This is a genomic window from Rhodococcus yunnanensis NBRC 103083, from assembly GCF_001895005.1.
Classification (GTDB): Bacteria; Actinomycetota; Actinomycetes; order Mycobacteriales; family Mycobacteriaceae; genus Rhodococcoides; species Rhodococcoides yunnanense.
The window spans coordinates 77,830-100,665 of the sequence record NZ_BCXH01000018.1; the positions used below are offsets into that span (position 1 = coordinate 77,830).

A 22,836-nucleotide genomic window follows, 5' to 3' on the forward strand; every position below is an offset into this window, starting at 1 on the left:
AGGTCATGAAGGCAGACCGGACCGACCGGCGAAAGTAATCGAACTCAGGCGAACGTCCGCTTCAGATGCGCCAGAACACCCTCTGTCGTCGCAGGAGACTCTCGATGGCTCAGATACCCGTCCGGCCTGACGACGAATGCCGACTGCCCGTCGATTCCGTAGGCCTTGGCCAGTTCGCCGGCAGCGTCGACGATGACGGGTAGGACCGAATCGACCGGACTCGACACGATCAGATAGACGTCGAGAAGCCCGTGTGCGGCATCGACTGCAGCGGCCGCCAATGACTCCGACTCGTCGATCGAACCGTCCGCGTACAACAGCAGTGTGTGCTTGGTGCCGTCGAAGAGCTCGAACAATCGAATCGGATACGCCACGGAGTCGCGACGCAAACCCCGTGCGTCCGGCGCACGCTCACCCGGCTGTACTGTCGCCGATTCTTCGTCCGCCGCCGATACGATCGGGCTGCCTGCATACGAGATCAGCAGCTGGGCCTGACGACGCATCGCCGTCTCGAACGAGTTCTCACCTGCGCCGATACCCTCTCGCGCGTTGCGCACCGTCATGCCGACGATCTCTTCGCCGACGGGGCGACGCTCGGCGTCGTAGGTGTCGGTCAATCCCGGCGCTGCAACTCCGCGAACCGCGAGAGCGACTTTCCAGGCGATGTTGTGGGCGTCCTGAATCCCGGTGTTCATTCCCTGTGCGCCGGTGGGAGGGTGAATGTGTGCGGCGTCGCCCGCCACGAACACGCGCCCACGGCCGTAGGAGTCGACGATTCGATGACTGATGCGGAACACCGAGGACCACCGCAAGTTCGATGCGGTCGTCGGTTCAGGAGACAACCGGTCGAGCACTGCTTGAATGTGCCGCAGTTCGGGGGCAGGGCCACCGGTGAACCCATGCACGATCGAATCGCCGCTGGCTGGCTCGGACAACTCCTCCGGCACGAGCATCGACATGCGGTAGCGCTTGTGGCCCGGTAGCGGGATGGCGACCAACAGATCGTCGCTTGAACCGTCGTCGGCGGTATGAGTACTGCGGACGCCGTAGCCGGTGGGCAGTGACCAATCGACCTCCACGTCGCCGAGCATGTAGCCCTCGGCGAAGGCGCCGCCCTCGAACGACAGGCCGAGTTGCTTACGCACGACGCTGTGCGCGCCGTCGCAGCCGATCAGATACCGAACCGCGGCGGTGGATCCATCGCTCAACGTTGCGGTCACACCGTCGTCGTCCTGCTCGAGGCCCGCGATCCCGACACCGCGCTCGACGACCGTCCCCAACTCCGCGAGGCGCTCGGTGAGGATGCGTTCGGTCTCGTACTGTGGCAGACCGATGAACCAGTACGGTACATCCGGTGGCAACGACAATTCGATTCGGCCGGTTTCCACACCGTTCTGGAACATGATCTGGCCGCGCATCTCGATGGAGGCGTCCAATATGGTCTTCAGCACGCCCATGTTCTCGAACAATTCGAGCGTCCGAGGCTGTACACCAACGGCTTTCGCATACTGAGGCGGTTCGAGAAGCGGATCGATGATGCGAGTGGCGATGCCGCGCCTCCGAAGTTCGATAGCCGCCGTCAATCCGATCGGTCCAGCGCCTGCCACCAGAACTTCTGCGCTCACATCTCCACCGTCCTTGTTGCCTTCGGGTCCCGTGAATTATCACCGAGGCGCGAAAGATCCGAGGGGGTTCGAGCGCGAGTTCATGCTTTCCGGGTGAGGACCAGCCGAATCATGTCGCCTTCAGCTCGTTGGTGATGCGGTGGTAGATCCCGCCGGAGGTCAAGCCGCCGTCGACGACCAGTTCCGTACCCGTGATGTACCTGGCGGCGTCCGAGAGGAGGAAGGCCACCGACTCGGCGATCTCTTCGGCATCGGCCACGCGTCCTGCGGGCACCGACTGGAGGCTGGTGTCGACGAACGTCGACGAACCCGAATGCAACAGGGGAGTGTCCACCAACCCGGGATGGATGGAATTGACGCGCACTCCGTGCTCGGCGAACTCGAGCGCCCCGACTTTCGACAGACCCCGCACGCCCCACTTGCTGGCGCCGTACCCCGCGGCGAAATAGCCGAGCATGCCTGCGATGGACGAGACGTTGACGACGGAACCCCCGTCGCCCTTCTTCAGCAGTGGCGCACAATATTTCATGCCGTAGAAGACGCTCGACAGATTGATGTCCATCACGCGGTGCCAGTCCTCGACCGAGGTCTCCTCGATACCGGATCGATGACTGACGCCTGCATTGTTGACGAGTCCGTCCAGGGTGCCGTCGACCGATTCGATCCGCGACGCCAGCTCCGTCCACGACGCAGGATCGGTGACGTCGAGCCGAACGAACTCCGCGGTGCCGCCGTCGGCGATGATCTCGTCGACGACGACGTGCCCGGGTGCGTCGGCGATGTCGGTGACCCAGACCTTGGCGCCCCGGCGGGCCAGCATGGACGACTCGGTTCGTCCCATTCCACTGCCCGCGCCGGTGACGACGATCGTTTTTCCCTGAAAGTTCATCGTGGGTGATTCCTTCACTCGGTCTTGAGCTCGATGCCCTTGGTCTCGGTGACGAAGAAGACCGTGACGAAGGTGATGACCGCGCAGAACACGAAGTAGCCGGCGGGTGCCAGTGCGTTTCCGGTCAACGAGATCAGGTAGGTGGCGATGAAGGGCGCCGTGCCGCCGAGCAGCATGTTGGTGGTGTTATTGCCCAGTGCGAGGCCGCTGTAGCGAACCGAGGTCTTGAGCATCTCGACGTAGGTGACGTAGGAGGCGCCGTTGACGACGGAGACCGCGATGAACAGAACGGACTGTCCGACGACGGCCTGCCACAGGCTGCCGCCTGCCATCATCATGAACATCGGAACACCGAGCACGATCGATGCGAAGCTGCCCGCGAACAGCACCGGCTTGCGTCCGTACTTGTCTGCCATGTAGCCGGAGATGGGCAGCGTGATGACGCCGAGAACCAGGGCGAGCGAAGTGGACAGGAAGGCTGCCTGCGACGTCTGGCCGCCCTCGGTCTTGAGATACGTGGCGGCGTAGACCGACGCGATGTAGTAACCACCGGTGATCAACGCGCCGAGAAGAATGATCTTGACGACGCTTCCGCGTGAGGTGCTGAGCAGTTCGGAGATCGGCAGCTTCTTGGTCTCGCCCTTGTCCTCGAGTTCCTTGAACTCCGGGGTGTCGTCGAGGCGGCTTCTGATCCAGATGCCGACGCCGCCGATGACCAGGCTCAGCAGGAACGGGATGCGCCATGCCCAGGACAGGATCTGCTCGTCGGTGAACACAGAGTTCAGTGCGAGCGCGCACAGCGACGCCAGCAGCGAGCCGATGTAGGTTCCCGTGTTGACCATCGAGGTCTGCGTCGCACGCCAGCGCGTGGGGGCGGACTCGGATACGAATGCGTTCGCGCCGCCCAACTCACCGCCCGCCGCGAAGCCCTGCAGGCATCGTGCGAGCACCAGAACACTGGTTGCCCAGACGCCGAGGGTGACGTACGTCGGCAACATTCCGATTCCGGCGGTCGCGATGACCATCAGCAGGATGGTCCAGGACAGCGCGTTCTTGCGGCCGTACTTGTCGCCGATGTGACCGAAGAAGATGCCGCCGGGTACACGAAGGAAGAACGCGACGGCGAACGCCGCGAATGTGCCCAGTAGTGCTGCCGTCGGATCGTCGGAGACGAAGAACAGGGCTGCGATGGTGGTTGCCATGTAGCCGTAGATGCCGAAGTCGTAGTACTCGACGACGGTACCCACGACCGCGGCACGAATCACCGTGAGGGGGGATTGCTTCACCGGGGTCGATTCGTCGTCGTGTCGGCCGGGCTCGAAGTGCACGGCGCTCTCGTTGGTCGTCATGTGTGTTCCTAGGTCAAGGGTAGATGAGTGAGCAGGTCAGATGGCCAGTGCCTGGTCGCCGACGGCCACCAGGGCGGCGCTGCGGCCGGCGATGCGGCCCATGGTGAGCGCGTTCGCGACGGCGTTTCCGCCGCCGACGTATCGCTGACCGAGGACGCCTGCGCCTGCCTCGCCTGCGGCGTACAGGCCCGGCACCGTCTCGCCGCGAACGTTCAGTACCGCGGAGTTCTGGTCGATCTCCAAACCTGCGTGGGTGCACACCAATTCGGCAGGGAGGATGCGAGCGGCGTAGAACGGGCCTCGGGCGATTGCGTCGGGATCGACGGTGTTGCCCTTGTTCTTCAGCGTTCGGTGACGCAGGAAGTCCGGATCCTCACCGCGGGGCAGGTGTGCATTCCAGCGAGCGACCGTGGCGCGCAGCGTCGCAACGGGTACTGCCATCAGTTCGGCCAGATCGTCCAGAGTGTCCGCGCGCAGGGTACGTCCGGCGTCCGATTCCTCGGCGACCCGCTCGGCGGACCAATCGGCATACCCTGCAGCAAGGTTCAGACGAGCATTCTCGTCGAAGACGATCCATGCCGATCCGCCCCGATGATCGATGATGCCCGTCGAGACCGCGTACGACGCGTCCTCGTCCATGAACCGCCGCCCGTCCGCATCGACGTAGATGCGAGATTTGGGTGGAAAACCGGACTGCCAGTGGTGATAGCGCTGAAAGTAGACCGTGGGGAGCATGAGTCCCCAGCCGTCACCGGCCAGTGACGCCTCGACCGAGTCGGCGAAGCGGAGATGGTCACCGCGGCTGCCCTCGGCGGCGACGACGAACAGTGAATCACCTGCCTTGTTGGCAACGGGGTAGTGGCGGTCGACGAACGTCGGGTCCTGGGCGAATCCTCCCGACGCGACGACCACCGCGCCCGCACGCAATGCGACGTCGTCGGCGATCACTCCCACCACTGCCTCGTCCTCGACGAGCAACGCCTGCACACGGGTGTCGAGAACGACCTCGATGCCGTGTTTACGTCGCGCGGCGTCGAGAACCTGCACCAACCCGTATCCCTGATCTTTCGGGACGTGACCACGCCAGACATCCTCGACGCCGGCTTGGCACAGACCGGGCTGGTGTGCGTTTCCGGAGATCTTCGCGGGGATCTCGACGCCGAGATCGATGAGCCATTCGAGCGTCGGGCCCGCCTGCTCACAGAAGGTGCGGATCAGACCGGGCTTGAGCATCCACTGGTTCAGGTCCATGTAGTGCTGGAAATACTTCTCGGCGCTGTCGTCGATGCCGAGTCCGCGTTGAACGCTGGTACCTGCTGCCGTGAACAGGCCGGCCGACAGTGCAGTCGATCCGCCCAGTTCCTTCAATGCCTCGAACAAGATCACCGACGCGCCGTTCTCGGCGGCCGTGACGGCTGCCGCGAGTCCGGCACCGCCGCCGCCGATCACGACGACGTCGTAGTCGGTCTCAGACATGGCGCGAACCGCCGTCCACGGCGATGCTGTGTCCGGTGACGTAGCGAGCGCTGTCCGACAGGAGGAACAGCAACGGCCCGAAGACCTCCTCGGGTGCGCCGAGGCGATGCAGCGGCACGGAGTCCAGTGCCTTGGCCAGCGCTGCTGGATCCTCCTGGACCCAGCGGGTCATCTCGGTGTCGATGTAGCCCGGTGCGATGGAGTTGACCCGAATACCGATGTCGCCGAACTCGACTGCTAGCGATTCCGTCAGATGAGCGACGGCTGCCTTCGAGGTGCAGTAGGCGCCGCGGCCGGTGCGGACGCGCAAGGCGGAGACCGAGGACATGTTGACGATCGCACCGCCCTCGCTCATGTGCCGAGCGGCGGCCTGCGCACCGAAGAGAACGCCTTCGACGTTGACACTCAGGGTCGCGTTGATCTGCTCGGGCGTGATGTCCGCTGCCAGGGCGAAGGGAAAGATGCCCGCGTTGTTGATCCAGAAGTCGATGCGGCCGAACTCGGTGAGCGCGGTCTGCGCCAGGGCTTCGTGATCATCGGCGACGGTGACGTCGATACGCGCGCCGACGACCTTGCCCGGCTCGGCAACGAGCGCGTCGGTGACCAGTTCGGTGTTCAGCTGCTCGGCGGTCTCCTTCATCTGCGCGTCGTTGATGTCGGCGCCCACGACGTGCACGCCGCGAGCTGCGAGCCCCTTGGCGAACACCGATCCCATACCGCGGGCTGCCCCGGTGACAACGGCGACCTTTCCGGCGAGTTCGGGGTACACGGCGGTCATCGTGGAAGAGACGACGCGTCCGGGATTCAAGGTTGTCATGTACTTCTCCTCGTGCAAAAGATGTCTCGATCAGGCTCGTCGATGCAGGTCCGGCAGGGACACCGCTTGCGACACCTGAGAAGGTGTGCGATAATCGCACGCAGCGTGCGATTCACCTCGAACTCTAGGTGGTCCACCTCACATACGTCAACAGGGGCTTCTCATGACTCATGTTCAACCGGGCAAAGATGCTGTTCAGCTCGATTCCGGGATGTCGAAAACGTTGCACCACGGCATCGCCGTGCTCGAGCTATTGGCCGAACATCCGAACGGCTTGTCCATCACCGACATCGCCGACGGGATCGGGGTGCACCGTACCGTTGCGCACCGACTGGTACGGACGTTGGAGGCGCATCACCTGTGCCGCCGCGACGAATTCAAGCGGATCGCGCTGGGGGCAGGGCTCGTCGCGCTTGCCGAGCCGGTGGAGCAGGACCTGCGGACGGTCGCGCGTCCGGTTCTCGAGGAGCTCGCCGATCAACTCGGCGCGACCGTTCACCTCGTCGTGCGTGAAAACGACACGGAGGTACGGGCTTTGATGGTCGTGGAGCCGCGCGGCGCCAAGGTGCACGTGGCGTTCCGGGGAGGGCAGGTCGACCCCATCGATCGCGGATCCGCAGGCCTGGCGATGCTCGCTGCTCTGCCCGCCGTCGACGGCGAGCGCGCGGAAGTGACCCGGGCCCGCGCCGTCGGCTATGCGGTCACCCAGGGTGAAGTGATTCCGTCCGTGGGCGGAGTGTCTGCGGTGATTCCCGGACGCCGCGGCGACACACTGGCAAGTCTCGGAGCGTCGGTGTTCGAGATCGACGACGAAAAGGGACTCGGCACAGCGGTTGTCGCCGCGGCGGCGCGGTTGGGACGCCTTCTTCGTTGAGCGCTCGTGATCCGAGCGCCCGTGATCTAGGCGCTCGTGATCTGAGTACTCGTAGGTTAGGCGCCCGTGATTCTGCCTCTGACATCGCCGAAGCCGATGCGGGAGCCGTTGGCACCGGGGGCGCTGGCGGCGATGACGACCTCGTCGCCGTCCTCGAGGAATGTGCGTGTCTCGGAACCGATCGTCACGGGTTCCTTTCCGCCCCAAGTCAGTTCGATGAACGCTCCGCGTTGATTCTTCTCCGGTCCGGAGATGGTGCCCGACGCGAACAGGTCACCGGTGCGTGAAGTTGCACCGTTGATCGTTTCGTGGGCGAGCATCTGAGCCGGTGACCAGTACATCTCGCGGTAGGGAGGACGGGACACCTCGTGTCCGTTCCAGCTCACTACCAGATCGATATCGAGTGCCCAGGAACGTGATTCACGCAGGTATTCGAGCGGCTCGGGGTCCTGCACCGGCGTCGAGACCCGCGCAGCCTCCAATGCGAGAAGCGGCACCACCCAGGGGGAGATCGATGTCGCGAAGCTCTTGCCGAGGTTCGGGCCGAGCGGTACGTACTCCCATGCCTGGATGTCGCGCGCCGACCAGTCGTTGACGATCACTGCGCCGAACACGTGGTCCGCGAAGCGATCCGGACCGATCGGCTCCGACGACGGCACACCGACGACGAATCCCATCTCTGCCTCGATGTCGAGCCTCGTGCTCGGTCCGAAGGTGGGCGACGACTGATCGGGCGCCTTGCGTTGGCCGCTCGGACGCCTGATGTCGGTGCCCGAGAGGACAACCGTGCCCGCCCTGCCGTGGTACGCGACCGGCAGGTGCTTCCAGTTGGGCATGAGCGGTTCGGAATCGGGGCGGAACAACCGACCGAGGTTGCTCGCATGATGCTCCGAGGCATAGAAGTCCACGTAGTCGGCCACGTCGAACGGCATGTGCATCGTCACCGACTCGACGGGATGGACCGCGTCCGCGGGCACGGTGTCCGCACCGATGGCGTCGGTGATCGCCGCTCGGACCTCGACCCATCGAGTCCGGCCCTGCGCCATGAACGGGTTGAGAGTCGGCTGCGCGAACACGTCGTCTCGAAGGGTGACCGACAGGTCGATGACGGTGTCGCCGAATCTGACTCCCACCCGTCTGTCTGTGCCCGTGGTGGAAAAAACTCCGTAGGGAAGATTGTCGATTCCGTACATAGTGGTGCTGAGCTCCTTCGCTCACATGGGCGGGATCAGCCCGAGGCCGATCAGGTCGTCGAGAGGTTCCCGAATGCTGCAGGTACCGAAGGACAAGAATGCTCGCGCGGTCTCGATCGACGCGACGTGCGCCGCTACGACCTCGGGGTCGCGGATGGCGAGGATCGCCTCCAGTTCGGTCTTACGTGCGCCGCTTTCTGCCGCCTGGGCTGCGAGCAACACGTTCAGGAATCCGTGCTGTTCGAACCCGTTGTCGGAACCGGTGTTACGAATGGCGTGGTGAAGTCCTGCGGTGGCCTTGAACGCGATCTCGCGACGCGTCGCCTCGTGGATGAGGGAGGCCAATTCGGCTTCGTCCGGATAGAGGTCGGCGGTGACACCGCCGGTTCGGAACTTCGCGCGATAACCACGCTCGTCCACGACGTCGAAGATCTCGTCGCGCCGTGTGTCGCGCGGAATCTCGACGTAGATCTCGATGTCGCGGTCGATGAATCCCAGCTCGTCGAGGCTCGTGCCCTCGGGCACCGCGATTTCGACGGCCACGACGACGACCCCTGGAATCGCCCTGGCCGCCGCGAGTCCGGCGGCCACCGTGCCGGGTCCTGAAGGCGCAGTCAGAGAGAGATCGATCGAGCCGGGTACATCGACGAGTTCGCGTACCCGGGGAATGGGAAACACGAGAGGCCCGACCAGATCGGCGTATGCCGTGTCGCGGTAGCCGATGTGCTGCGGCACAGCGGCATCGAGTGGTGCGTTGCCGGGTGGGAACAGGGCGGCGTCGTCGCAGAGGCCGCGGAACAGGGCGGGGATCGGTGCGGGTGTCACTGTGCTGGTCCTCGGCCGGCCCACGTCCAGGCGTATTCGCTGTCCTCACATGCGAGGGCGCCTTCACCCAGTTCGAGCGGGCGGAACGTGTCCACCATGACCGCCAGTTCGTCGAAGAACTCGGCTCCGATGCTGCGCTCGTATGCACCCGGCTGCGGACCGTGCGCGTGACCGCCCGGGTGGATGGAGATCGAGCCCTGTCCGATACCCGAACCCTTGCGGGCTTCGTAGTCGCCGCCGACGTAGAACATGATCTCGTCGGAGTCGACGTTCGAGTGGTAGTACGGCACCGGAATCGACAGCGGGTGGTAATCGACCTTGCGCGGCACGAAGTTACAGATGACGAAGCCCGCGCCTTCGAACGCCTGATGCGCAGGCGGCGGTTGATGTACGCGGCCGGTGATCGGCTCGTAGTCCGAGATGTTGAACGTGTACGGGTAGAGGCATCCGTCCCATCCCACGACGTCGAACGGATGATTCGCGTACGTCATCCGGGTTCCGACGATGCCCGTCGATCCGCGATGTTTGACGAGAACCTCGACATCGGTGCCCTCGGTGAGCAGGGGATCGGTGGGACCGTGCAGGTCACGTTCGCAGAACGGCGCGTTCTCGAGCAGTTGCCCGAACTTCGACAGGTACCGCTTCGGCGGCACGATGTGGCTGTTGGCCTCGATCGCGTACGCGCGGACCTCGCCGTCGGGTACCCAGCGATGCGTCGTCGCGCGGGGGATGAGCACGTAGTCGCCCTGACGCACGTTCAGCGAACCGAACACCGTTTCCACTGTCGCAGAACCGGATTCGAGATACACCATCTCGTCACCGATCGAGTTGCGGTACAGCGGAGACGCTTCCGCGGCGACGACGTAGGAGATGCGGACGTCGGCGTTGCCGAGGATCAGGCGACGGCCGGTGACGACGTCGGTTGCGGCGGCGGCATCGGCGGCGAACAGTTCGTGCAGCTTCAGATGCCGCGGCTTCAACGGATGATTGGGGGTGGTGGACTGGTCGGGAAGTTCCCACACGGTCGAGTCGACGATCGCGGATGGAATGTGTCGGTGGTACAGCAGCGACGAGTCGGAGGAGAACCCTTCCTCGCCCATCAGCTCCTCGTAGTACAACCCGCCGTCCGGTGTGCGGTGTTGAGTGTGTCGCTTCGGCGGTACCGAGCCGATCTGTCGGTAGTAGGCCACGGGTCTCTCCTAGACGGTTCACGAACTTGTAGTAAACACATTAACTAGTTGGGAGTGATCCATGCAACCCTGGGGCTCAGTTCCTGCCGCGCACGTCGAACTGGCTTCGATTGGTGATGAGCTTGTTCAAGAGCAGGACGAGGATCCGCTGCTCGGGCTCGGTGAGTACGCTCGCCCACGCGTTCTCGCGCTCGTTCTGTTCGGCGAAGGACTCGACCATGCGGTCGTGGCCCTCCTCGGTCAGGGCGAGGCGGACCGATCGACCGTCCGACTCGTCGGGCGTGCGAGCGAGCAGGCCGTCGTTGATCAGCGTCTTGGTCAGATTCGACACCGCGGCACGGCTCATGCCGGTGAGTTCGGCAGCGCGCTTCGGTTCGATCGGGCCGGCCAGCCAGGTGACGAAGAGCAGGCGAAACGACGACCACGACCATCCGCGTGGTCGATGGATCGAGGCTTCGAGGTCGTAGGTGACGATGTTCGACGCGCGGTTGAGCGTCAGCAGAACCTCGGTCGCGAGCTGGTGCTCGAATCCGTACTCGTTCGCCAGCTTCGCGTTGGCGGCGTCGATGAACGACCAGAAGTCGGGGTGGGCGGAATCGGTCACTCGACCACTGTAGCGAGTCCGCGCAATTAGTTCAGGTATGTATCAAGTGTCGTCGCGTGCGACGCGGCGATGGGCGATTCGCCAGTGGCCGTCGACGCGGACCACGCGGTCGTGGACCGTCGTGAAACGCACGACTCTGCTCTCACCTCCGCGCGGCGTCGCCACGATCTGCAGGTAGCAGTCGACGGCAACCTCGCCATCGGCGACGGGTTCGACGGCAACGTCGGTCACGACGTGCCTGCGCTTCTCGCTCGCGGCGACCGCGTCGTCGAAGAATCCTCGGGCGAACCGGGCGAGCGCTGCGGTCCCGATCACGGGATCGGGGTAACTGGGGGAGTCGAAGACGCCGTCCTCGGTGAACGTCGCGGCCCAGTCGTGCGCGCGGCCGGAGTCGATGGCGTGGCTCTGGCGTCCGTACAGGAGTTGGACGGCCACGGCGGTGTCGAACTCGATCATGGAAGGCCGTTCTCGTGTGTGCGATAAACGCACGCATTGTGCGAATTGGTCTCCGCAGAATATGTCGGTGGCTCGAGTAGGGTCAAGTGATCGTTTCTGCGACGGTGACATTTCGGCGAAGGGGAGAAGACGTTGGTGCTGAGGGCTCGGTGCTGAGGGTTCATCGTGGCGCGAGATCGAGTGCGCTCGCCTCAGGGCTCGTCGAGGTGCTCGCCACACCTCTCGCCGACCCCTTCGTCGCAGAGGTCGTCGCAGTTCCCGCGCGCGGAGTGGAGAGATGGTTGACGCAGCGCCTGTCCATGTCGCTCGGCGGGCAGCAGTCCGACGGCATCTCGGCGAACATCGAATTTCCCTCCCCCGCAACAGTCGTCGATACGGCGCTGTCCGCGGTGCACGGTATCGACCTCGACGACGATCCCTGGTCGAGAGGCAGAGTGCTGTGGGCGGTCCTCGACCTGATCGACCGCTCGCTCGGCGAGCCGTGGTGCTCGGTGCTGGCGGCGCATCTGGGAGACGGAGTCGACGAGCATCGTACGGGTCGCCGCTGGTCCACGGCGGCGCATCTGACCGACTTGTTCCGCAGTTACGCCTCGGACCGCCCCACCATGCTGGCCGAGTGGGCAGCAGGCGACGACACCGACGGACTCGGCGAACCCCTGCCGTCGGACGTGCGATGGCAGGCGGAGTTGTGGCGATCGGTTCGCACACGAATCGGCACACCGAGTCCGGCGGAGCGCCTCCCCGGCAGTTGCGCAGCGTTGCGTGACGATCCGACGAGACTCGATCTACCCGAGAGGCTGTCGCTGTTCGGTGCGACCCGGCTGACCACCGACCAACTGTCCGTTCTCGCGGCCATCGCCGAACACCGCGATGTGCACATGTGGATCCCGCACCCGAGCGCACCGTTGTGGGACGCACTCGCCACCCGCCCTCGGATCGTTCGGCGCCGCGACGATCGCGCTGCGGTGAGCATCGAGCACCCATTGCTGTCGAGCCTGGCCCGTGACGTCAGGGAACTGCAGACACGATTGCTGAGCCTCGATGTGCCGATGGAACATTCGGTGGTACCCGAGGGCGCGAGTGCCGACACGCTGCTCGGTCGCGTGCAAGCCGACATCGCGCACGCCAGAACGCCTCACGAAGCCGCGACGCCGGACGGGACCATCGCGGTGCACGCGTGCCACGGCCCGCCTCGTCAGGTCGAAGTACTGCGTGAGTCGCTGCTGCATCTGTTCGACGAGGACCCGACGCTCGAGCCACGTGACGTGCTGGTGATGTGCCCCGACGTCGAAACCTATGCGCCGCTGATTCGGGCGACGTTCGGCCAGCGCGGCCTCGGGCACCCCGGTCACGAACTGCGCGTGCGGCTCGCCGATCGTGGCCTCCGCCAGACCAATCCGCTTCTCGCCGTGATCGCGACGGTGCTCGAGCTTGCCGTCGGCCGCGTCACGGCCAGTCAGGTGTTGGACCTCGCTGCGTCGGACCCTGTTCGTCTTCGATTCGGCTTCACCGACGACGACCTCGAACGGCTACGTGAGTGGACCCAGGTGTCCGGGGCGCGGTGGGGGATCAATTCCCGCCAGCGCGCCAGATTCGGTCTAGGAGACTTCGGCCAGAACACGTTCAACTTCGCGATGGATCGTCTGTTGCTGGGGGTGGCAGCCGATGAAACCGCGCACGCGTGGCTCGATCTGGCGTTGCCCGTCGACGACGTCGACGGCAACGACATCGACCTGACCGGCAGGCTCTCCGAGTTCGTCGACAGGCTCGCGGTGGTCGTTCGTGATCTCCAGGGACCGCAGACGACATCGCAGTGGCGTACGGCGTTGGTCCGCGCGCTGGATCTGTTGTCCGATACCACTGCCGCCGACGCCTGGCAGCGCGCCCAGGCCCTCCGCGAGCTCGTGGACGCGACGCGACACGGCGACGAGGCCGTACTGAGGTTGGCCGACGTACGCGCGATGCTCACTCGAGCGTTGGCGGGGCGCCCGTCGCGCGCGAACTTCAGGACGGGTGAGCTGACTGTCTGCACGATGGTGCCCATGCGGTCGGTGCCGCACCGGGTCGTCGTACTGCTCGGGTTGGACGACGAGGTCTTTCCTCGCGCAGGCGGCCTCGACGGCGACGACATCTTGTCCAGGAACCCCGCACCCGGTGAGCGGGACGTCCGCAGCGAGGACCGTCAACTGCTGCTCGACGCCGTGATGTCGGCGGGGGAGAAGCTCCTGCTCTTCTACACCGGCGCCGACCCCGTCACCGGCGCGGTCAAGCCGCCTGCCATCCCCCTGAGCGAGTTGCTCGACGTCGTGCGGACCACCGCGGGCGGCGACGTCGTTCTTCGGCATCCGTTGCAGCCGTTCGATCCTCGCAATTTCGATCCCCGCGCCCCGCTCAGTTACGACCGCGCAGCGCTCGCCGGGGCCAGGGCCAGCGAACGAGAACCGGTGCCTGCACCGGAGTTCCTGTCGAAGCCGCTCGCGCGCAGGGGCACCGGCGATGTCGAACTGAGCGAGTTGATCGCGTTCGTCGAACACCCGACGGCCGCGTTCCTCAAGCAACGCATAGGTATTCGTGTCCCCGACACCGACGACGACGTCTCGGATTCGCTCACCATCGGGTTGGACGGCCTGCAGAAGTGGGACATCGGTGATCGAATGCTGGCCGAGCGCCTCGCCGGTACGCAGGTCGCCGACTTCCGCGCCGCAGAATGGAGGCGCGGAACACTTCCGCCGTTCAGACTCGGGGAAACACAGTTGCAGGACATCACTCGCGGTGTGGATGCGCTCGTCGAGGTCTCGCAGGACGTCCATGCCGGTGACCCCGGAGTGCTGGACATCTCGATCGTTCTCGCGTCGGGCAGACGAATAACCGGCACGGTCAACGGAATTCACGGCAGTACGATCGTGCGTACGTCGTACTCGCGGCTTGCGCCGAAGCATCGAGCGGCGGCGTGGGTGCGGTTGCTCGCCGCACAAGCGCAGGACGACTCCCGGACATGGCAGGCGGTCACCACCGGCCGTGGTCCCGGCCGTCGTGCCGCCTGGAGGTCCACGATCACCGCACCGATCGATGCACTCGACCAGCTCGAACAGTTGGTGGAACTGCGAGATCTGGGATTGACCGCGCCGCTGCCCGTGGGTCCGACAGCCTCGGCGACGTATGCGGAGCGGCGTTTCCGTGGCACACCGGTGCCCGAGGCCATGGAAGCAGCGGAAAAACAGTGGAGCGACAAGTTCGGGGACATCACCGACAAATCCATCGCCTACCTCTACGGCAGCGGCGCACCGTTCACCAGCCTCACCGACGTGGCGTTCGAGCCGGAACACCCACGGTGGGGCGACGAGCCGACGGTGTTCGGCGCAATCGCCTGCCGCCTGTGGTGTCCACTGCTCGATGCCGAGACGGAAGGGCAGCCATGACCGACTTCGACCTTCTCGCACCGCTGCCGACCGGCACCACGGTGTTGGAAGCAAGCGCGGGAACAGGCAAGACGTACGCCATCGTCGGTCTGGCGACCCGCTATGTCGCGGAGGGGATCGCGGACATCTCGGAGCTGTTGCTGGTCACCTTCTCCCGCGCAGCGACGCAGGAACTGCGTGAACGTACGCGCAACCGCTTCGCTCAGGTAGCAGCCGCGCTCGGCGATCCGACAACTGTTACCGACTCTGACGCACTGATCCAGTTCCTGGCCGACGCACCCGAGAGCGAGGTCGCTCTCCGCCGGTTGCGCCTGGTGCGCGCGCTGTCGGAGTTCGATTCCGGAACGATCGCCACGACCCACAGTTTCTGTCAACGGATGCTCGACGGACTCGGGATCGCCGGCGAGCGGGAGCCGGAAACGACGCTCGTCGACGCAGTCGACGACGTGACCGCCGAGGTCGTCGACGACATCTATCTGCGCCGCTACTCCCGCTCGGACTACGAACCGCCCATCAGCCCGGCCGATGCCCGTCAGGTCGCCCGAGAGGCAGTGCGCGACAGGCAGGCCCGGTTGGTGCCGGAGCCGGGTGAGGACACCGAAGCGGGCCACCGTGTCGTGTTCGCCGAGGAAGCGCGGGCGGAGGTACAGCGACGCAAACAGGCCGCGGGTGTCCGTGACTTCGACGACCTGCTGAGCCTTCTCCACGGGGTTCTCGTCGATCCCGTGCACGGTGACGCGGCCTGCGCGCGAGTGCGCGAGAGGTTCCGCGTGGTACTCGTCGACGAATTCCAGGACACCGATCCTCTGCAGTGGGACATTCTGCGACGCGCGTTCCACGGCTCGTCGACGTTGCTGCTCGTCGGTGACCCGAAGCAGGCGATCTACGCCTTTCGCGGCGCCGAGGTGCTCAGTTACCTCGACGCGGTCGGGCTCGCGGATCGTCACCTCGAACTGAAGACCAACTGGCGCAGTGACTCCGGATTGTTGCGTGCACTCGAAACCGTCTACGCGGGCGCAGCGCTGGGACACGACGAGATCGTCGCTCACCCCGTAGGGTCGCGTAACGACGCTTCCAGAATCGGTGACGCGTCGCCACTTCGTGTGCGGTACCTGCCGAGAACTGGCGCCGGACCACTGAACAAGTCCGGCTTCCCTGCCGTCGGCGTGCTGCGAGACAGGATTGCCGACGACCTGGCAGCGGACATCGTCGATCTGCTCGAGTCCGACACACCGCTCGGTCTTCCCGGCCACTCGGATGTCGTCACGCCCGGCGACATCGCGGTGCTCGTCCGGACGAGGGCCCAGATCGCTCTCGTCCGCGACGCGCTGGATCACGCGGGAGTCCCGTCCGTTCTCGCCGGTGGATCGAGCGTGTTCGAGACTCCGAGTGCGACGCACTGGCTGTGGTTCCTCCAGGCACTCGAACAGCCGCATCGCGCCGACCGCGTTCGACTCGCGGCACTGACCCCGTTGCTCGGCTGGACTGCACAGACCCTCGACGATCGGGGTGACGACGCGGTGGCCGAGGTGAGCACACGGTTTCGCGACTACGCAGTGCTGTTCGCCCGCGCGGGATTCGCCGCGGTGTTCGAGAAGGTGTCCGCAGAGACACGGCTCGAAGCGCGACTTCTCGAATACCGTTCCGGAGAGCGGCACTTGACCGATCTGCGGCACGTCGCGCAGCTACTGAACCGGGCTGCGGTGGAGGAGTCCTTCGGTCCGAGTGCGCTGACTCGGTGGTTGACCGATCGCATCGAGGACCCCGCGTCGGGCAGCGTGACCGATCGGAGTCGGCGCCTCGACAGCGACGCCGCAGCCGTCCAGTTGGCCACCGTGCACGCCAGCAAAGGCCTCGAGTTTCCGGTCGTGTACGTCCCGTACGCGTGGGACGCGTCGAAGAATCCGTACCCGAGCACCCTGCTACTGCACGACGACGACGGTCAACGGGTCCTCGACGTCGGGGGCAGAACCGGGCAGGGTTACGCCGCACGCAAACTCGTGCGCGACAAGGAGGAGGCCGGCGAGGAACTGCGACTGCTGTACGTCGCACTGACGCGGGCCCAATGTCAGGTGGTGCTGTGGTGGGCGCCTGCATTCTCGACGTCCATCTCGCCGTTGCATCGCTTGCTGTTCGCACGCGTGCCAGGGATCTCGCAGCCCGAGGACAAGGCGAAGGTGCCCGACGACGCTGTCGTTGCTCGCCAACTCGAATCGTGGGCGGCGCCCGCAGGCGGTGTGATCTCGGTCGAGGCAGCGGGAGGCGCGGTTCCGCGTCGGATACGAGCAGACCTCGAGCGCACGGTCAGCGAACTCGCTGCAGCGACGTTTCGGCGCACTCTCGACATGCACTGGCGTCGTACCTCGTATTCGGCGTTGACGGCAGCGGCACACGAGATGCCCGGAGTCTCGAGCGAGCCGGAGCACCCGGTGAAGGACGACGAGCCCGAGGAAGCGCCGCCGGTCGACGACGTGCTGGACGGCATCCCGTCGCCGATGATCGGTCTTCCGGCCGGTGCTGCCTTCGGCACTCTGGTCCACGAGGTGCTCGAGCATCTCGACACGGCAGCAGGCGACCTCGAAGCGGAGCTGCTGCGTAGGTGCACCGATGCCGTCGACGAACGGTTGGCCGAGGTGGATCCGGCTGCCCTGGCGGCGGCATTGCTGCCGGTGCTGCGTACGCCACTCGGATTCGGCACGCTCGCCGACATCGCGCCGTCCGATCACTTGGCCGAACTCGACTTCGAGCTGCCCCTCGCCGGCGGCGAGGAACCGGTGTCGCACGCGGTGACGCTGCGCGGTATCGCCAGGTTGATGCGGACACACCTGCCGCCGGACGACGCCTTGGCCTCCTACGCCGATCAGCTCGAACTACTGGAATCGACTCCGCTGCGCGGATACCTCACCGGCAGCATCGACTCGGTCCTTCGTATACCCGGACGGCGCTACGTCATCGTCGACTACAAGACCAACAGGCTGTCGAGGGGCGATCTGACCGTCATGCACTTCACCCGAGATCGTATGGCGCAGGAAATGCTTCGCTCGCACTATCCGCTGCAGGCATTGTTGTATGCGGTTGCGCTGCATCGGTATCTGCGATGGCGTCAGCCCGGCTACGACCCCGCACGCCATCTCGGGGGAGTGCAGTACCACTTCGTGCGCGGCATGGTCGGCCCCGAGACACCGCCGGGCTGTGGCATATTCGATTGGAACCCGCCGGTGGATCTCGTGACGTCCGTATCCGATCTACTCGCGGGAATCGAGACAGCATGACCGAGGCGCAGCTCGTGCAACGAGCCACAGGGCGGCTACGGACCTTCAACCAAGCGGGCATCCTGGCCGCCGCGGACGTACATGTCGCGCTACGGCTCGGCGCACTCGGCGGCGAGACCTCCGAGGACGTGTTGTTCGCGACGGCGCTTGCCGTACGCGCCGTGCGCTCCGGATCGGTGTGTCTCGACCTGCATCGCCTTCGCGACGTCACGGTCGACGAGGAGTCCGACGTCGACGTCGACGCCCTGCCGTGGCCCGAACTGGGCGACGTGCTCGCCGGTCTGCGGGCAAGTCCCCTCGTGGTGGGAGGGGATCGAGGGCCGCTGCGCCCTCTGCGACTCGTCGACACCGATGAAGGGGAGCTGCTCTACCTCGACCGATATTTCCTGCAGGAGCGCACCATCCGGCATGTCCTGGACAGCCGTGATCTCACGCACCCACCCGTCGATGCGGAGGCCGTGAGGGCGCTTCTCGGTACGTTGTTCCACGGGGAAAGCGGCGAACCCACCGCCGCGCCGGATCGCCAACGCATCGCGGCGGCACTTGCGGCGACGCAGTGGACGGCCGTCATCGCGGGCGGACCGGGAACCGGCAAGACACACACGGTGGCCCGAATTCTCGCGATGTTCGTCCGGCAGCTCGGACCGTCGATCCGTATCGGCCTTGCCGCGCCGACGGGTAAAGCGGCTGCACGACTGCAGGAGTCCGTCACCGAACAGTCCGACCATCTCGGTCTGCCGGGTGATCTGAAGGCGATGACTCTGCACAGGCTGCTCGGATGGCAACGCGGCAGCAAGAGCCGGTTTCGGCACAACGCGTCGAACCGGTTGCCGTACGACGTCATCGTGATCGACGAGACCTCGATGGTGTCGCTGACCATGATGTCGCGGTTGCTCGAGGCGGTCCGCGCGGATACGCGGTTGATTCTCGTCGGCGACCCCGACCAGCTGACGTCGGTCGATGCGGGTGCCGTGTTGGCGGACCTGGTGGCACGCCCAGTGCGCAGGCTGAACAATCCGCAGCTCGACGCATTGGTCGCCGACGATCTCGACGCGCAGGACGACCCGAACGAGGCTGCGCTGTCCGCGATGGAACGCGGCCGATTGGCGAGCGGTGTGGTGCGGCTCAGCCGAGGACGACGGTTCGGTGGTGCCATCGCCGAGTTGGCCGTCGCCGTGCGGGACGGACGATCCGACGAGGTGATGGCACTGCTCGAGGGTGATCACGAGCAGCTGTCGTTCCATGCTCCGACCGACCTGTCGGCGCTGCACGAGGACATCCTCGGTACCGCATCGTCCGTGACCACGGCAGCCCGTGCCGGTGACTGCGCACGTGCGCTCGCCGGACTGGAGAGGCACCGTTTGTTGTGTGCGCATCGCCAAGGGCCATTCGGGGTGCAGAACTGGGCACGCCAAGCGATGGAGTGGGTAGGTACGGCCTCGGGCGTATTCCTCGACCCCGCGACCTGGTACGCCGGCCAGCCCTTGTTGGTCACGGCCAACGATCACGAGGCGCGCATCTACAACGGCGACACCGGTGTGGTCGTGGACGTCGGCGACGGCTCCCTGATGGCTGCCTTTCAACGCGGCGCCGAACCGCTGCTCGTGCATCCGAACGTGCTGTCGTCGGTGCAGACGGTGTACGCGATGACCATCCACCGCAGTCAAGGAAGTCAGTACGACACCGTGTCGGTGATGCTGCCCGCCCAGGCGTCGTCGCTGCTGACACGAGAACTTCTGTATACCGCCATCACACGCGCCCGTAAGCATGTGCGCATCATCGGCACCGAGGACGCGGTACGGGCTGGAGTCGAACGGCAGGTACTACGAGCCAGTGGACTTCGCCGGACGATCCGGCCGTGAGGACCTGGCGTCGTCGACCATCCGAAGGCTGTCCGCAGTGTGCTGCCACGACCGTGCCTGTCGCCGCCACACGCGCCATGCGGTGCCGGACCCGTCCGCGCGGCACCGATCTGCGTGAGCGGCACAGTTGCGGGCGTGCGCCCACGCGATCTCGTGGAGTTCGGCCACATCCGCGCCCCCGCACACCGATGCGACCGTCGCGGCATCGACTCGGGATCCGACGAGTTCGCAGAACGTGTGCAACGACCGCAGGTGCACGGGAAGCGAGTCGACCGAGGGAGCTTGGGAAATGGAGGGAGCTTGGGAAATGGAGGGAGCTTGGGAAATGGACGGGGCCGGGGGGATCGGGCTCGCTCGGGGAGACGGATCGTTCAGTTCCACGTACTGCAATGCCGCAGGCCCGCTTCCCGTCCGGACCCGTCCCGACGTGCTGGTAGGCCCGACCGTCCACGCGCTGAGGAACGACGGATGTGGCACGTTCCAGACCTCACGAAAGGTGGCCACCGCCACGGTCGCGAGCAGACGAGCCTCGGTTTTGGTGCCGTCGAGTGTGTAGTCCATGACGGTGCCGTCGGCGGTCGGCTTGCCTGGCTCGGACCAGCCGAGACCGTGCAGTAGCCGGTCCGACGTCGTGTGGTCGGGGCTGTCCGGGTAGAGGTAGGACGGGAGCGCCGCCACACACACCATCTGCTCGGATTCGAGGGCCACCACATCGACGTACGGACGTTGACCGCGCTGCCCGTGTGACGCCTGCGCGGAGGTGATGGTGATGTAGCTGCCGCCGGGCATCGATGCGACGTACGATCCCAGGTTGGCCTCGAACCGCTGCCATGCCTCCGACACGACAGCGTCGAATCCGTCCCCGCGACCACCACTGACCTGCGGTCCGGAATCCACGTACGGTCCAGCACCCACTTGCGCTCCTTCGTCGATCGCCACGACTGTGCACTCGAAGATCTGCAAATCGAAAGATAGCGGGTGGGTCCGACAAAGTTCGTCAAGCGCACGTCCGGTCGGCGAGGCAGCTACCCGATGGCGGTCTACGGCGACGCGACGATCTCTTCCCGGACTCTCGCGACGACGGCGTCCATCGCCCCGGGTCCGTGTGAAGACAACAGAGCAATGGCGGGTTATCTCCCGGTGCGATCTGTGTTCGGCGCGCGTCAGTAGACGTCGCGTAGATAGCGCTTGCCGCGCCTCAGTTCGGCGACGTAGTCCTCGGCCTGATCGGACGTTCGGCCGCCGTGTTCGGCAACGATGTCGTGCAGTGCCGCGTCGACGTCCTTCGCCATGCGTGTCGCGTCTCCGCACACGTAGAGGTGTGCGCCCTCCTCGAGCCAGCCGTACAGCTCCTTGCCTGCTTCTCGCATGCGATTCTGGACGTAGATTTTCTCGGTCTGATCGCGCGAGAACGCCAGGTCGAGTCGGCTCAGTACACCGTCACGAGACAGTGCGTTCAGCTCGTCCTCGTAGATGTAGTCGCTTGCCCGGTGTTGGTCGCCGAAGAACAGCCAGTTGCGTCCAGGTGCGTTGCGCGCCCGCCGCTCGTGCAGGAAAGCGCGGAACGGTGCGATGCCGGTGCCGGGGCCGATCATGACGACAGGAACGTCGTCGTCGGCGGGCAGCCGGAAGGATTTGTTGGGTGAGAGAAACACCCCGGCGCTCTCGCCCTCGGCGACCCGATCGGCCAGAAAGGTCGAACAGACGCCGCCGCGATCACGCTCGGCGGACCGATAGCGAACGCTGGCGACCGTCAGGTGCACGGTGCCGTCGTGCGCGAGCGGAGAGGACGAGATGGAGTAGACGCGGTGCTGCAGGGGCCGCAGCAGTGCGAGGAGTTCCGCCGGGTCGAGCGCGAGAGTCGTATCGAGTGCCAGGACGTCGAGCACGTCCTTGCCCCACGTCCACGCGTCGAGCGACTCGCGGTCGCCGGTGGACAGAACATGCTGGAGTTCGTCGTCGCCCGAGCGTTCGGCGATCGCCTCGATGAGGTCGAGCGACGGCACGCCGATCTCGTACGAATGCGTGAGCAGCTCGTCGAGACGCTGCTCGGATCCCTTGACGGTCACCGTGGTGTCCGGGGCGACCCGTAGACGGCCGATCAGGGCGTCGACCAACTCCGAATTGTTGACCGGTTTGACGCCCAACCCGTCGCCTGCCTCGTAGACGAGCCCGCTGTCGCCGAGTGCGAACGCGTAGTGCCGCACTTCCTTGGACGACGAGGCGCCGGAGAGGACACGATTGGCCAGGACCGTCGCCCGGTACGGGTTCTTCCGGTTCCACGGGGACCTCTTGGACGGCACTTTGGCCGGCGTAGGAGCGGAAGCCGCAGGTACGGCTGCAGAAGCCTCGGGAACGCCGTCGACGGCTGCGATGGCAGGAACCGCCGTCGACAGCCATGCTGCCGCCGCATCCTCGTACTCGACGTCGCAATCCACGCGGTCGGCAGTGCGGGTAGCCCCGAGCGCTCCGAGCCGCGCGTCGATGTCCTTGCCCGCTTTGCAGTAGCCGTCGTAGCCGGTGTCCCCCAATGCCATGACCGCGAAGTATAGGCCCTCCAACCTCGGCGCCGAGTCGGCGGCGATGGCATCCCAGAACAACTGGGCATTGTCCGGCATCTCGCCCTCGCCGTAGGTGGAGGTCACAATCAGAAGTCGACGCATCGCCGCCAGCGCGTTCATGTCGAGGGCGTCGAGCGACGCTACGTGCGGTTCGAGGCCGTGTCGGCGAGCGAGATCGGCGGCATCCTGGGCGAGACCCTCGGCATTGCCGGTCTGGCTGCCGTAGAGAATGTGCAGTGGCACGGCTGCGGCACCGGTGACAGGTTCTGCCGCTGTGCCTGCGATCGTCGGCATGGCCAGCCGCGAGTGCAATCCGGCGAGGAAACCGGAGAGCCACGCGCGTTGATCGCCGGTGAACGGCGCATCATCGGGGATGAAGGGGATCGGCACGGAAATGTCGCTTCTCTTTCTTTAGGACGCCAGG

At 65.5% G+C, this 22,836-nt stretch carries 16 protein-coding genes; 4 read left to right on the plus strand and 12 right to left on the minus strand.

What is annotated here, in order from left to right; translation table 11 throughout:
• Positions 1-44 precede the first annotated feature (44 nt).
• The 5 genes from RY1_RS23665 to RY1_RS23685 all read right to left on the minus strand — a co-directional run bounded on the left by RY1_RS23665 (position 45) and on the right by RY1_RS23685 (position 6,156).
• Positions 45-1,625, minus strand: a complete 1,581-nt coding sequence (locus tag RY1_RS23665) for an FAD-dependent monooxygenase (protein ID WP_072806496.1) — start codon at positions 1,623-1,625, stop codon at positions 45-47.
• 109 nt (positions 1,626-1,734) lie between these two features.
• On the minus strand, positions 1,735-2,514 hold the full coding sequence (locus tag RY1_RS23670; protein WP_072806545.1) for an SDR family NAD(P)-dependent oxidoreductase: 780 nt from the start codon (positions 2,512-2,514) through the stop codon (positions 1,735-1,737).
• Between the two features lie 14 nt (positions 2,515-2,528).
• On the minus strand, positions 2,529-3,863 hold the full coding sequence (locus tag RY1_RS23675; protein WP_072806497.1) for an MFS transporter: 1,335 nt from the start codon (positions 3,861-3,863) through the stop codon (positions 2,529-2,531).
• A gap of 36 nt (positions 3,864-3,899) precedes the next feature.
• Positions 3,900-5,339, minus strand: coding sequence for an FAD-dependent oxidoreductase (locus RY1_RS23680; protein ID WP_072806498.1), 1,440 nt, complete (start codon positions 5,337-5,339; stop codon positions 3,900-3,902).
• A complete protein-coding gene (locus tag RY1_RS23685) occupies positions 5,332-6,156 on the minus strand; it encodes an SDR family NAD(P)-dependent oxidoreductase (RefSeq protein WP_072806546.1) in 825 nt (274 codons plus the stop codon). Before RY1_RS23685 ends, RY1_RS23680 begins: the two co-directional genes overlap by 8 nt.
• A 163-nt stretch (positions 6,157-6,319) precedes the next feature.
• Between RY1_RS23685 and RY1_RS23690 the strand changes: the two genes are divergently transcribed.
• Complete coding sequence (locus tag RY1_RS23690) at positions 6,320-7,030, plus strand: IclR family transcriptional regulator (RefSeq protein WP_072806499.1); 711 nt, start codon at positions 6,320-6,322, stop codon at positions 7,028-7,030.
• 56 nt (positions 7,031-7,086) lie between these two features.
• Here the strand turns inward: RY1_RS23690 and fahA are convergent, their stop codons facing one another.
• The 5 genes from fahA to RY1_RS23715 all read right to left on the minus strand — a co-directional run bounded on the left by fahA (position 7,087) and on the right by RY1_RS23715 (position 11,298).
• Positions 7,087-8,223: a fumarylacetoacetase gene (gene fahA, locus RY1_RS23695; protein ID WP_072806500.1), complete on the minus strand. Its 1,137-nt coding sequence runs from the start codon at positions 8,221-8,223 to the stop codon at positions 7,087-7,089.
• Positions 8,224-8,244: 21 nt separating this feature from the next.
• Positions 8,245-9,048, minus strand: coding sequence for a hypothetical protein (locus RY1_RS23700; protein WP_084727787.1), 804 nt, complete (start codon positions 9,046-9,048; stop codon positions 8,245-8,247).
• On the minus strand, positions 9,045-10,238 hold the full coding sequence (locus RY1_RS23705) for a homogentisate 1,2-dioxygenase (RefSeq protein ID WP_072806501.1): 1,194 nt from the start codon (positions 10,236-10,238) through the stop codon (positions 9,045-9,047). The genes RY1_RS23700 and RY1_RS23705 overlap by 4 nt, the downstream gene beginning before the upstream one ends.
• A 76-nt stretch (positions 10,239-10,314) precedes the next feature.
• Positions 10,315-10,842: a MarR family winged helix-turn-helix transcriptional regulator gene (locus RY1_RS23710; RefSeq protein WP_072806502.1), complete on the minus strand. Its 528-nt coding sequence runs from the start codon at positions 10,840-10,842 to the stop codon at positions 10,315-10,317.
• 42 nt (positions 10,843-10,884) lie between these two features.
• The gene (locus RY1_RS23715; protein WP_072806503.1) at positions 10,885-11,298 is read right to left on the minus strand and encodes a nuclear transport factor 2 family protein; all 414 of its coding nucleotides are present in this window, start codon (positions 11,296-11,298) and stop codon (positions 10,885-10,887) included.
• Positions 11,299-11,447: 149 nt separating this feature from the next.
• Between RY1_RS23715 and recC the strand changes: the two genes are divergently transcribed.
• From recC to recD, 3 genes are read left to right on the plus strand one after another with little or no spacing between them, the layout of a single operon-like run.
• Entirely contained in the window at positions 11,448-14,717 is a 3,270-nt protein-coding gene (recC, locus tag RY1_RS23720) for an exodeoxyribonuclease V subunit gamma (RefSeq protein WP_072806504.1), read from the plus strand.
• Positions 14,714-17,989, plus strand: coding sequence for a UvrD-helicase domain-containing protein (locus RY1_RS23725; protein ID WP_072806505.1), 3,276 nt, complete (start codon positions 14,714-14,716; stop codon positions 17,987-17,989). The genes recC and RY1_RS23725 overlap by 4 nt, the downstream gene beginning before the upstream one ends.
• Positions 17,986-19,851, plus strand: coding sequence for an exodeoxyribonuclease V subunit alpha (gene recD / locus RY1_RS23730; RefSeq protein WP_072806506.1), 1,866 nt, complete (start codon positions 17,986-17,988; stop codon positions 19,849-19,851). The genes RY1_RS23725 and recD overlap by 4 nt, the downstream gene beginning before the upstream one ends.
• Here the strand turns inward: recD and RY1_RS23735 are convergent.
• Positions 19,813-20,766, minus strand: coding sequence for a TY-Chap domain-containing protein (locus tag RY1_RS23735; protein WP_245819905.1), 954 nt, complete (start codon positions 20,764-20,766; stop codon positions 19,813-19,815). The genes recD and RY1_RS23735 overlap by 39 nt on opposite strands.
• Positions 20,767-21,014: 248 nt before the next feature.
• Positions 21,015-22,802, minus strand: coding sequence for a sulfite reductase subunit alpha (locus RY1_RS23745; RefSeq protein ID WP_072806508.1), 1,788 nt, complete (start codon positions 22,800-22,802; stop codon positions 21,015-21,017).
• Positions 22,803-22,836 lie beyond the last annotated feature (34 nt).

Bases quoted from the DNA above. Each gene is read 5' to 3' on its own strand.
- RY1_RS23670 (WP_072806545.1), bottom strand. From the start codon at position 2,514: ATGAACTTTCAGGGAAAAACGATCGTCGTCACCGGCGCGGGCAGTGGA.
- RY1_RS23715 (WP_072806503.1), bottom strand. From the start codon at position 11,298: ATGATCGAGTTCGACACCGCCGTGGCCGTCCAACTCCTGTACGGACGC.
- RY1_RS23685 (WP_072806546.1), bottom strand. From the start codon at position 6,156: ATGACAACCTTGAATCCCGGACGCGTCGTCTCTTCCACGATGACCGCC.
- RY1_RS23675 (WP_072806497.1), bottom strand. From the start codon at position 3,863: ATGACGACCAACGAGAGCGCCGTGCACTTCGAGCCCGGCCGACACGAC.
- RY1_RS23690 (WP_072806499.1), top strand. From the start codon at position 6,320: ATGACTCATGTTCAACCGGGCAAAGATGCTGTTCAGCTCGATTCCGGG.
- fahA (WP_072806500.1), bottom strand. From the start codon at position 8,223: ATGTACGGAATCGACAATCTTCCCTACGGAGTTTTTTCCACCACGGGC.
- RY1_RS23725 (WP_072806505.1), top strand. From the start codon at position 14,714: ATGACCGACTTCGACCTTCTCGCACCGCTGCCGACCGGCACCACGGTG.
- recD (WP_072806506.1), top strand. From the start codon at position 17,986: ATGACCGAGGCGCAGCTCGTGCAACGAGCCACAGGGCGGCTACGGACC.
- RY1_RS23680 (WP_072806498.1), bottom strand. From the start codon at position 5,339: ATGTCTGAGACCGACTACGACGTCGTCGTGATCGGCGGCGGCGGTGCC.